The organism is Pleomorphomonas sp. NRK KF1, assembly GCF_023721755.1.
In the GTDB taxonomy this organism is placed as follows: Bacteria; Pseudomonadota; Alphaproteobacteria; order Rhizobiales; family Pleomorphomonadaceae; genus Pleomorphomonas.
Genome location: NZ_JAMDLH010000001.1, coordinates 449,409 through 460,712 on the forward strand (window position 1 = coordinate 449,409; position 11,304 = coordinate 460,712).

Here is an 11,304-nt window from a genome sequence, read left to right on the forward strand (position 1 = left end):
TTTATCTTCATATGATTTCGTATATTTGCTAGCATCGCAACCAATTGAAAGCGTCTACGAAAAGGACGCGATTGGCGGAGACGGCGATGGCGAATGTGGACATCCTGGTAATTGGTGGCGGCATCAACGGCTGCGGCATTGCGCGTGACGCCGTTGGGCGCGGTTACTCCGTGCTGCTCGCCGAGATGAACGATCTCGCCTCCGGTACCTCATCCGCTTCGACAAAGCTGATTCATGGCGGTCTCCGTTACCTTGAGCATTACGAGTTCCGCCTGGTTCGGGAGGCACTGACGGAACGCGAAGTGCTTTGGGCCATGGCGCCTCACATCATATGGCCACTGCGTTTCGTCTTGCCGCATCACAGAGGTCTCAGGCCGGCCTGGCTGCTCCGGCTGGGTCTCTTTCTTTACGATCATCTCGGCGGACGCCGACGTTTGCCGGTCACCCGATCGGTGGATCTTCGCTCGGACGTAACGGGAAAGCCGCTGCAAGGCGAATACGAGCGCGGTTTCGAATACTCCGACTGCTGGGTACAGGATGCCCGACTCGTCGTGCTGAACGCTTCCGATGCCGCAGCCCATGGCGCCACCATCCTTACCCGCACGCGCGTCACGGCGGTTGCTCGCGCCGAGGATTGCTGGATTGTGACGCTCAGAGACGTGGAAACCGGAAAGGACGCTACGGTGACCGCAGGTCTGCTGGTCAACGCCGCCGGGCCATGGATCGATGAGGTCCTGCGATCGGCTGCCGGCACGCCCGAAGCGCGACACGTCCGCCTGGTTCAGGGCTCTCACATCATCGTGCGGAAACTCTACGATCACGACCGCGCCTATATTTTCCAGAATGCCGACGGGCGCATCATCTTCGCGATTCCCTATGAGGGCGACTTCACCTTGATCGGCACCACCGACCGCGATTACTCCGGCGATCCGACCGACGTGCGCATCACGGCCGAGGAGATCGCCTATCTCACGGCTGCCGCCTCGGAGTACTTCAAGACGCCGATTACAGAGGCCGATATCGTCTGGACCTATTCTGGCATTCGGCCGCTTTACGATGATGGGGCCTCGAAGGCACAGGAGGCGACGCGTGACTATGTGCTGAAACTTGCCGGTGAGGAGAACGAGCCAAAGCTGCTCAATGTGTTTGGAGGCAAGATCACCACCTACCGTCGTCTCGCCGAAAGCGCGCTGACTCTGATCGAAGGCGCACTTGGTGCGCGAGGCGCTCCCTGGACGAAAGGGGCAACTTTGCCGGGCGGCAACGTGCCCTCTGGCGACATCGGCGCCTACCGGGCGCGTATCGTCGCCAGCCGCCCAGGCATCGATCCCTGCCTGGTCGAACGACTGGTCCATACCTATGGCACCAAGACCGAAGAGATCCTTGCGGGGGTCGCCGTCACCGCCGATCTTGGTCGCGACTTCGGTGCCGGACTCACGGAGGCGGAGGTGCGATATCTCGTCCGCAATGAGTGGGCGAGGAGCGCCGAGGACATCTTGTGGCGGCGCACCAAGCTCGGTCTTCGCATGACCGAGACCGCGCCGGCGGAAATCGACGCCTTCATCGCCAATCTGCGCTGACCGGGGGAGGAGCCGAGGGCGCACTTGCACCGGCTCGGCAAGCAACTAAAACTCAAGCAAACCAAGGGACGGGAGGAGACCGACCATGGCCGCATTCGTACTCGCGATCGATCAAGGCACCACGTCGACGCGGGCCATCGTTTTCGACGAGGAATATCGTGTCAAAGGCGTAGGCAAGCAGGAGTTCCCGCAGCACTTTCCAGATTCGGGCTGGGTCGAGCATGAGCCGGAGGACATCTGGCACACTACGCTGGAAACCATGCAGTATGCCCTCGCCCGGGCCGCCGTCTCGCCGCAGGACATCGCGGCCATCGGGATCACCAACCAGCGCGAGACAACGCTGATCTGGGATCGCGAAACCGGCAAACCGATCCATCGCGCCATCGTCTGGCAGGATCGCCGTACGTCGGATCGCTGCGCTGAGCTGAGGGGCGACGGTGCCGAGGACATGGTGCGCGAGAAGACCGGCCTGCTGCTAGACCCCTATTTCTCAGGCACCAAGATCGCCTGGTTGCTCGACAACGTCGAGGGTGCCCGAGCGGCGGCCGAGGCCGGGCGATTGGCGTTCGGCACCGTTGATACCTTCTTGCTTTGGCGCCTGACCGGGGGGCGGGTGCATGCCACGGACGCCACCAATGCCTCCCGCACCCTCCTCTACGATATCGCCGCCGGAGACTGGGACGACGATCTCCTTCGCCTCTTCGGTGTGCCGCGGTCCGTTCTGCCCGACGTGCGTGACAGCGCCGCCGATTTCGGGGAAACCGATCCCGATCTCTTTGGCGTGGCCATTCCGATCCGGGGTATTGCCGGAGATCAGCATGCCGCCACGGTCGGTCAGTCCTGCTTCTCACCTGGCATGCTGAAGTCGACCTACGGCACCGGTTGTTTCGCGCTGCTCAACACGGGCAGCGAAATCGTCAGGTCTTCCAACCGGCTGCTTTCGACCATTGCCTATCGCCTTGACGGGAAAGTCACCTATGCCCTGGAAGGTTCGATATTCATGGCCGGCGCCACGGTGCAGTGGCTTCGCGACGGGCTGCGCTTCTTCGAGCGCTCGGACCAGGCAGGCGCTTTGGCCGACCACGCCGATCCCAGCCAGAACGTATATCTGGTGCCGGCCTTTACAGGACTTGGCGCTCCCTGGTGGGATGCCGAAGCGCGCGGCGCGCTCTTTGGCATGACGCGCAACACCGGCCCGGCCGAGATTGCCCGCGCGGCACTGGAGGCGGTCTGTTATCAAACGCACGATCTGCTCGAGGCGATGCGACGCGACTGGACGGGATCGTCGGAGACCGTGCTGCGCGTCGATGGTGGAATGGTGGCAAGCGATTGGACCATGCAGCGCTTGGCCGACCTTCTGAACGCACCGGTCGATCGGCCTTTGGTCCTGGAAACGACCGCCCTCGGTGCCGCCTGGTTGGCCGGACACAGAGCTGGGGTCTGGCCCGACATGCAGGGATTCTCGGCCAGCTGGAAACGCAACCGACGCTTCACCCCGCAGATGGACGAAGCCGCGCGGCAGAGGAAGCTTGCCGGCTGGGCCGATGCCGTGAAGCGGACCCTGACGACCTGAAAACGGAGCGGCCCGTCACCCTTGAACAGTTTGACGGGTCGCTTTGCGACGGCGCTTCGTGCTTGCCCCTCTCTGCCTAATTCTTGCTCATCTCCCTATAGTATTTTCGCGGAGCCTGAGATGGGATTGATTGTCAACACGAGCAGCCGGAACGTTCTTTCCTTTAGATGACGTCAACCGGATGCGCATTCGACTTGGCCGGATCGTGCCTGGGCAATCACATCCACGTAGTTTTGATCCATGTCATCGCCGAGACTTGCCTTGAGGCTAATCATGAAGCATCGGATAGCGTGAACGTGGAGGTTAGAATGATCGACAAATCGTCCTCCAAGACGGGCGGCGACGGTTGCGGTTGCGACCAGGAGCCGGAGCTCATGCGCCGCATGGCGGTGACGCTTGATTCCGACCAGTTCTTGCAAGGCATTGAGCGCAAGCTGGCCGCCGATCGGTGCCATGAGTGCACCGAACTTGAAGCCTGCAAGGTGTGGTTGGACATCACGGCAATTCGCGGCGCCGTGCATCCGCCGAAGTTCTGTCGAAATGCCGATCTCTTCGAAGAGATCAGCAACGACGCTGCCAACTCGTCCTTCTGAGGTCGAATACGATAACAGGCAGGCGGCAATCAGGCCGCGCTGGCTTCGTCTTCACCCTCGTCATCGACCGAGACGGTCAGCGAGGCGAAACTGTCGGACACCTCGACCGGCTTGTCCGTGCGGGCGCCGAGGCCTGACTTGGAGCGCTCGAGCGACTTGAGAGCGAACTCGCGGAAGGCCTTCACGGGGATGGGCGGCGAGTAAATGTAGCCTTGCGCCTGGACAACGCCGATCGACTTGAGATGCTCGACCTGGTCCGGGCGTTCGACGCCTTCCGCGACGATCCCGAGGCCGAGCTGATGGCCGAGTTCGACCAGGGTGTCGACGATCGTCTGGGACGAATGGTCGGTGCCAATGTGGTCGATGAACATCTTGTCGATCTTGATGATGTCGACGCCCAGCTTCTGAAGATAGGCTAGACCGCCGTGCCCGGTGCCGACGTCGTCGAGCGCGACCGAAGCGCCGAGCGCTTGGATACGCCCGATGATGGCGCGCGACAGCGCCAGGTCCTTGAGCGGATGCTGTTCGGTGACCTCGAAGCAGAGCTGTTCGTAGCGAATCTTCGAGTTGCCATAGATCCGCTTGATGTCGTCCATGATCTCAAGGTCGTTGAAATGCATGGCCGTCAGGTTGATCGCCAGCTTGAGGCCTGGATTCTTGTCGTAGATGTCGGAGACGTCAGCCACTGTCTGCGTCATGAGCTGGCGGGTTATGTCCCGGATGGCGCCGGTCGCCTCGGCATAGGGCAGGAACTGGCCTGGCGCCACCATCGTTCCGTCGGGACGCAACCAGCGGACCAGCACCTCGCAACCGCGGATTTCGCCGGTCATCAGGTCGAAGACGGGCTGGTAGTAAGGAATGAACTCGTGATTGTCGACGGCGCGGGAGAAACTGTCGCCATCGGACTGGCGCCACATCGACCAGGTCACGATGATGAACACACCGAGGCCGGCGAGCGTCGACAGGATGATGGTGATAGCCCGAAGACCGACGATCGACTTCTGGGCCGCCATCTCGTCGACCGCGACCCGAACCTTGATCGGGTAGCGTTCCGAGGAAATTGTCGATACCAGCGCCGCCGACTGGTCGCTCTCCGTCCACTTGCCGGAAAACTTGCTCCATTCCGAACCGTCGTCGAGATAGATGGAGGTAACGCTGGCGTCCTCGAAATAGCTGGCGCCGGCCTCGATATCGAGCGATCGCGAAGCGAGACGGGCCACGAGACGCAGGCGGTCGTCGACACGCAGCGTAACCACAGCCTGCCGCTTGTCCTTGCCGTCGCTCAGCACCGACAGCATGACCGAGGGATCGCCCTTCTCCGCCACCGGTAGTCGGGCTGGAGCGGCGAGCGCACCCATCGGTTCGCCGCAGATCAGCGTACCTGCCTCGTCGGTCAGGCCGATCTGCACGATGAACTCCGAGTTGAAGGCCGTCATTCCGAATGCGGTGCGATCGGCGAGGCCACAGGTGATGCGACCGCTGGTCCGGAGATCGGCAAGCACCCGGAGCGCTTCGGCAACGGTCGTCTCCGCACGCGCCAGATAGCGCGCGGCCATGGAATCAGCCTCGGCCTGTCCGACCGAAAGGGCATGCTGGGAAAGAACGTAGTCCGCGGCCGCGATCGGAACGGTCGTGACGACCGCCGACAAAGCAAGAAGCCTGAGCCATTTCAACCACCTGAACTTCACATCGCTTCCATTCGGTCTTTAGCCCAGCCGCGCGACGGCTCCGTGTTCTTGCTCGCGGAAACAGATACCGCCATTTCAATAATTCATCTTGTTGGGGCTGGATGAAGAAATGGTTTCCCAAACCGAGCGGACCGTTCTTTTCTTTGGAGAGAGCGAGATCACCGACGTGGCTGCCAAAATTGGTCGGAGGCATGGCTTGTGCGGCGACCGTCATTTAGCCACAATGCCGGTCTCGAAAAGCGTGCCTTATCTCTCTTTTTCGATAAAGACTTATTGGGAGTATGAAATGACGATTTCCAGTCGCTGGTCCCTTACCGTGGCTGTCGTTGCATTGACCGCAGGCTTCGCGGGGCCTGCCTTCTCGGCGGCGACGCCCGAGCAGGTGACCGCGGCCCTGACCAAACTTCTGTCGGAAGACAAGGGCGCGACCTTCACGTTGGGAGAGCCGACCCAGTCGGATGCTGGAGTCGTCTACAACAACGTGTCGATCAAGTCCTCCGACGGCGGCGAGACCAAGATTGCAGTGTTGACCTTTGCCAATCCCACTGTTGAAGGCGATACGTTGAGTGCCGACTCCTTGTTGGCCGAGAACATCAACGCGACCGACAAGGGCGACAACTTTACCGCTTCCTCCCTCGAGCTTACCGCGCCCGTTTTTACCGGCAAGGAAGAGGGCAACCGGATGGACGCCGTCTCCATCATGGATATTTCGATCACGCAGGACGGTAAGGTGCCCGTAACGATCGACAGCGCCAACGTCGATCTCTCCGATTTTGCCAATGACGTGCCGCATGCCATCGACATTTCCGTCGAAGGGATCGACGTCGATCCGATGGCAATGGATGCCGGCGGGCAACTTGGCGCCCAGCTGAAGGCCATGGGGTACGACAAGCTGATCCTGGGATTCTATGGCTCCGGTTCACTCGACGAAGCGAGCGGTGACCTCGTCGTGAACGAGATCACCGTCGATGGAACCGACCTCGGCACCGTGACGCTGGCCGGAACCTTCGGCGGCCTTACCGCCGACGTCATCAAGGAACTCAAGCAGCCCAATCCGCCGCAGGACGCTTTCGGCAAGGTTACGCTGAAGGAGGCTTCGGTCTACTACGGCGACGCCTCGCTGGCCGGTCGTGTCATCGCCGAGCAGGCCAAGCAGATGGGACAAGAGCCGGCTGCCTTCGTGGGGCAGATCACCGGCGCCCTGCCCCTGCTCCTGTCGTCGATTGGCAACCAGCCTTTTCAGGACAAGCTGGCCCAGGGCGTGACCACCTTCCTGAAGGACCCCAAGAACCTGACGATCACCGCCAAGCCGGCAACGCCGATCGCGCTGATGGAACTCCTCTCCACGTCGCAGACCGCTCCCCAGACGCTGCCTGACGTTCTCAAGGCGGATGTGATCGCCAACCAGCCGGAAACCGAAGACGACGAAGCGGGCGAAGGCACCGACGCGAACTGATCGGGGCCCGGCCCTCCCAACGGGCCGGGTCACCCTTTCATGGCTACGCACCGACGCGACTGTTTGTGTTTTTCGCTAGCAAGAAGACGGGCCGCCAAGCCGGCCCAGATACCGCGTATCCGGGAGGATCGTCGATGAGAACCAGCGCTTCGATTGGGGCGGCTTTGGCGCTTGCCGCCTTTGCTTGCCCTTCGCTTGTCCATGCAGAGACGCCCAGAGAGACCCTGGTGCGGCAGTGGCTTGCCTCCACGGCTTTCGGGCTGCCGGTCACCGTTGGCAAGAGCAATTTCGACCCGGCAACGCAAACCGTGACGCTGTCTGACGTGAGCATCGGCGACCTCGATGATGATTTGATCGCCGTTCGTTTCGACGAGATCTCCGTCGAGGATCCTCGCGTTGCGCCGGGCGATGCCTTCGCCGCCCACGCGGTTCGCGCCACGAACTACTCAGTCGATCTCCACTTCGACGTCGGCAAGTGGTTCCCGGGCTTGGTCGCGCTGGAGTCGGGCGTGAGCGAGGAGATCGGCAAGACGGAGACATCGCCGACTCCGAAACAGAAACCCGTCAAGAAAATGCAAGAGAGCCGCGCCACCGATCCGGCGGGCGAAGAAGAGGCCGTACCCGAAGCAACCGCCGAGGCCGGTGAAGAGAAGACACAGCCGCCTGTAGTGGATTATTCGATGTCCGCCGAGTCTTTTCTTGTTGAAAGGCTTGTCTTGCCGCCGCCGCCGAAGAGCTTGCCCTCGGGACGGCCGATCTACGAGAACATGTTCCGCTATGCCGACTGGATGATGGGAATCCGAGCCGACTGGGCCGAGATGAACAGCGTCCGCATCGAGACAAGCGGAATGAAGGAAGGCGACTCCGTTTCGACGTACTCCTTGTCATACCTGTCGGGAATGCACGATGGTCGCGTCGAAAGGGCCGGCCTCAACTCGGCCGAACAAAAGCCGAAAGACGAGACGTCGCCCTTCAAATCGATGACCATCGACAGCACGTATGTGATCGGCGCGGACTTTGGCAAGGCGCTTGAAGCGCTCGATCCCTCCAGGTATGTCGATGGCATCGGTGACGGCAAGGAGCGTGTCGTTTACTCGCAGTATGGCGTCAACAATCTTGTCCTGACATTCGAGAATGCGACTGCGAGCATCGGCAACATCGAGGCAAACAATGTTTATCTGCGTCAGACCGACCAGCCGGTGATAAAGCAGATCTTTGAAGCGCTCGACGATCCCAAGCAGATCGAGGCCGATCCCTTCTCGTTCATTTCTACCGTCCTGCCCAACTACACGCAGTTGATGGGCGTGAATTTCGTTCGGGCCAGCAAGCTTGAAGTCAAGACCGACGACGACAGCGTCGACGTTGCGATCAACAGCTTCGATGGCAACGACATCAACGGCAACGGCATCGGTGCGTTCACCTTGCGCGACATCAGCGCTACGGCCAAGGAGACGTCCACGAAGTTTGGTCTTTCTCTGCTGACCCTCCAGGATATCCGCTTCGGCTCGCTTGCCTCCCTTCTCAAGCTCGGGCAGAGCGCATCCGAGGGCGGACAGCCCTCCGGCGAAGCGATGCGCGATGCCATCGTCAACGGCGGCACCTCCGTCGGTTTCATCGAACTCAGTGCGCTGTCGGTCGAGTCGCCGCTCGGCTCCGTGGGGCTCGACTCGCTCGCCCTGACCAGCGGCGATTATCTGGGTACCCTGCCTCAACGCGGCGATTTCACGTTCACCTCACTGTCTCTGCCGGTGGCCCTGCTGTCCGACGAGACGGTCGTTTCCGAAATGACCGGCATGGGGTACGAAACCCTCGACATATCCGGCGGTCTGACGTTGTCCTGGGATGCCGACAAAGGCGATCTGCATCTGGAGGATTTGACCCTCAAGGCCGCCGACATGGGCGTCATTTCCGGTGACGTCCACCTGAAGGGCCTGCCCTTGTCTCTCTTGGACAGGCCGGCCGAGATAGAGGCTCGCATGAAGGAGGCGGCGCTCGTGTCCGCTTCGGTCACCTATGGCAATGCGGGCATCGTCGAGAAAGCCTTCGAGGCGCAGGCGAAAAAACTGGAGCAGGATGGCGAGAAGTTCCGCGAGAACACCGCCGGTGCCTTGCCGCTGATGCTCAACTTCCTCGAGGATCCCAAGCTGCAGGCGAGGTTCGAGAAGCCAATCTCGGACTTCATTCGGGATCCGAAGTCGATCACCATCAGTGTGGCGCCTGAAAAGCCGGTTCCCTTTGCCCGGCTGGAGAAGATCGACACCGACAAGCCCAACGACCTCATTCGAGTGCTGAATGTCGGGGTGACCGCCAACGAGTGACGCTTGATCGGCGACCTAGACCACAGGAATTGAAAAGGCCGGGGAGTCGCCTCCCCGGCCTTCTTCGTTTCGGATGCTGCCGATCAGTTCGGCAGGTTCAGCTTGAGATGCAGCTCGCGCAACTGCTTGTTCGAGGCTTCCGACGGGGCGCCCATCAGCGGATCCTCGGCGCGCTGGTTCATCGGGAACAGCGTGATCTCGCGCAGGTTCTGCGCGCCACATAGCAGCATCACCACGCGGTCGACACCGGCCGCCATGCCGCCATGCGGCGGCGCGCCATATTGGAAGGCGCGATACATGCCGCCGAAGCGCTCCTCGACCTCGGTCTTGGACGTGCCGACCAGCTCGAAGGCCTTCACCATGGTCTCCGGCGACTGGTTTCGGATCGACCCCGACGCCATCTCATAGCCGTTGCAGACCATGTCATACTGGAAAGCCTTGATGGTCAGCGGATCCTGATTGTTCAGCGCGTCGAGGCCGCCCTGCGGCATAGAGAAGGGGTTGTGCGCGAAATCGAGCTTCTTCTCGTCGTCGTTCCACTCATAGAAGGGGAAGTCGACGATCCAGCAGAGCTCGAAACGCTCCGTGTCGACGAGGTTCAGGTCGAAGCCCACCCGGTTGCGAGCTTCGCCGGCGAACTTGTAGAACTTCTGGGGATCGCCAGCGACGAAGAACACGGCGTCACCTTCGGCGAGGCCGAGCTGAACGCGGATAGCCTCCGTTCGCTCGGGCCCGATGTTCTTGGCCAGCGGACCGGCGCCTTCCAGCGCGCCGTTTTCCGACCGCCAGAAGATATAGCCAAGGCCGGGCTGGCCCTGTCCCTGCGCCCAGGAGTTCATGCGGTCGCAGAAGGCGCGGCTGCCGCCGGTCTTGGCCGGAATGGCCCAGACTTCCGTCTTGGGATCGGCCTCGATCATGCGGGCGAACACCTTGAAGCCCGAACCGGCGAAATGCTCGGTCACCGCTTGCATCTCGATCGGGTTGCGAAGGTCCGGCTTGTCGGAGCCATAAAGGCGAATGGCATCGTCATACTTGATGCGGCGGAACTGCTGGGAGACCGGCCTGCCTTCCGCGAACTCCTCGAAGACGCCCCGGATCACCGGCTCCATGGTGTTGAACACATCGTCCTGCGTTACGAAGCTCATCTCAAGATCGAGCTGGTAGAACTCGCCCGGCAGGCGGTCGGCGCGCGGATCCTCGTCGCGGAAGCAGGGCGCGATCTGGAAGTAGCGGTCGAAGCCGGCGACCATCAGCAGCTGCTTGTATTGCTGCGGCGCCTGCGGCAGGGCGTAGAACTTGCCGGCGTGGATGCGGCTCGGCACCAGGAAGTCGCGCGCGCCCTCCGGCGACGAGGCGGTCAGAATCGGCGTTGAATACTCGGTGAACCCGGCGTCTTCCATGCGGCGGCGCATCGAGCGGATGATCTTCGTACGCTTGACGATGTTGCCGTGCAGCGTCTCGCGGCGCAGGTCGAGGAAGCGGTACTTGAGGCGCACGTCTTCCGGATAGTCCGGCTCGCCGAATACCGGCAGCGGCAGGTCCTTGGCCTGGGCGAGCACCGAGATCTCGTTGGCGAAAACCTCGATTTCACCGGTCGGAAGGTTGGCGTTGACGGTCTCGGGCGTGCGGGCGCGGACAAGGCAGTCGACGCGGATGACCCACTCGGCACGCAACGTCTCTGCCAGCTTGAACGAACCGCTATCGGGATCCACCACGACCTGCGTCATGCCGTAGTGGTCGCGCAGGTCGATGAACAGCAGGCCGCCGTGATCGCGCACGCGATGCACCCAGCCGGACAGCCGCACATTCTGCCCGACGTCGCTGGCTCGAAGCTGGCCGCAGGTGTGGGTGCGATAGGCGTGCATGGTTATCGTCCTGTCTCGTTGAATCCGTTGGGAACGGCTCCGGATTCCCACCTTGGGGAGGCCGGATCTGTGGGCGCGACAAGCGCACGGCGGGGCGGATTTGTCAAGAATTCTGACGCCCGTTTATAGGCCGCACCGGTCTCCGATCTTGCCTATCCGAGCTGAACAGCAGCCCGATGGCCTCGAAGGAAACTCTCGTTGACGGCGTCCGGCCGGGTCAGCGCTCGGTGC

The 11,304-nt window shown here is 61.7% G+C and carries 7 protein-coding genes; 5 read left to right on the forward strand and 2 right to left on the reverse strand.

The window, feature by feature from the left end; all coding sequences use genetic code 11:
• The first annotated feature begins 86 nt into the window (after positions 1 to 86).
• The 3 genes from glpD to M4J39_RS02030 all read left to right on the forward strand — a co-directional run bounded on the left by glpD (position 87) and on the right by M4J39_RS02030 (position 3,746).
• Positions 87 to 1,580 (forward strand): glycerol-3-phosphate dehydrogenase, encoded by a 1,494-nt coding sequence (gene glpD, locus M4J39_RS02020; RefSeq protein ID WP_251726058.1) that lies wholly within the window; start codon positions 87 to 89, stop codon positions 1,578 to 1,580.
• Between the two features lie 85 nt (positions 1,581 to 1,665).
• A complete protein-coding gene (gene glpK, locus M4J39_RS02025; RefSeq protein WP_251726060.1) occupies positions 1,666 to 3,153 on the forward strand; it encodes a glycerol kinase GlpK in 1,488 nt (495 codons plus the stop codon).
• Positions 3,154 to 3,461: 308 nt separating this feature from the next.
• Entirely contained in the window at positions 3,462 to 3,746 is a 285-nt protein-coding gene (locus tag M4J39_RS02030; RefSeq protein ID WP_251726062.1) for a DUF6455 family protein, read from the forward strand.
• Between the two features lie 29 nt (positions 3,747 to 3,775).
• Here the strand turns inward: M4J39_RS02030 and M4J39_RS02035 are convergent, their stop codons facing one another.
• Complete coding sequence (locus tag M4J39_RS02035; RefSeq protein WP_371875364.1) at positions 3,776 to 5,434, reverse strand: EAL domain-containing protein; 1,659 nt, start codon at positions 5,432 to 5,434, stop codon at positions 3,776 to 3,778.
• A gap of 286 nt (positions 5,435 to 5,720) precedes the next feature.
• On the opposite strand from M4J39_RS02035, the gene M4J39_RS02040 reads away from it, so the two are divergent.
• Both M4J39_RS02040 and M4J39_RS02045 read left to right on the forward strand, forming a co-directional pair.
• Positions 5,721 to 6,890 (forward strand): hypothetical protein, encoded by a 1,170-nt coding sequence (locus tag M4J39_RS02040; protein ID WP_251726066.1) that lies wholly within the window; start codon positions 5,721 to 5,723, stop codon positions 6,888 to 6,890.
• 134 nt (positions 6,891 to 7,024) lie between these two features.
• The gene (locus tag M4J39_RS02045) at positions 7,025 to 9,208 is read left to right on the forward strand and encodes a hypothetical protein (protein ID WP_251726068.1); all 2,184 of its coding nucleotides are present in this window, start codon (positions 7,025 to 7,027) and stop codon (positions 9,206 to 9,208) included.
• Positions 9,209 to 9,291: 83 nt separating this feature from the next.
• On the opposite strand, the gene aspS is transcribed toward M4J39_RS02045, so the two are convergent.
• Positions 9,292 to 11,073 (reverse strand): aspartate--tRNA ligase, encoded by a 1,782-nt coding sequence (gene aspS, locus M4J39_RS02050; RefSeq protein ID WP_251726070.1) that lies wholly within the window; start codon positions 11,071 to 11,073, stop codon positions 9,292 to 9,294.
• Positions 11,074 to 11,304: the final 231 nt, after the last annotated feature.

Coding starts and splice junctions, on each gene's coding strand:
- glpD (WP_251726058.1), top strand. CDS start 87: ATGGCGAATGTGGACATCCTGGTAATTGGTGGCGGCATCAACGGCTGC.
- glpK (WP_251726060.1), top strand. CDS start 1,666: ATGGCCGCATTCGTACTCGCGATCGATCAAGGCACCACGTCGACGCGG.
- M4J39_RS02030 (WP_251726062.1), top strand. CDS start 3,462: ATGATCGACAAATCGTCCTCCAAGACGGGCGGCGACGGTTGCGGTTGC.
- M4J39_RS02045 (WP_251726068.1), top strand. CDS start 7,025: ATGAGAACCAGCGCTTCGATTGGGGCGGCTTTGGCGCTTGCCGCCTTT.
- M4J39_RS02040 (WP_251726066.1), top strand. CDS start 5,721: ATGACGATTTCCAGTCGCTGGTCCCTTACCGTGGCTGTCGTTGCATTG.
- aspS (WP_251726070.1), bottom strand. CDS start 11,073: ATGCACGCCTATCGCACCCACACCTGCGGCCAGCTTCGAGCCAGCGAC.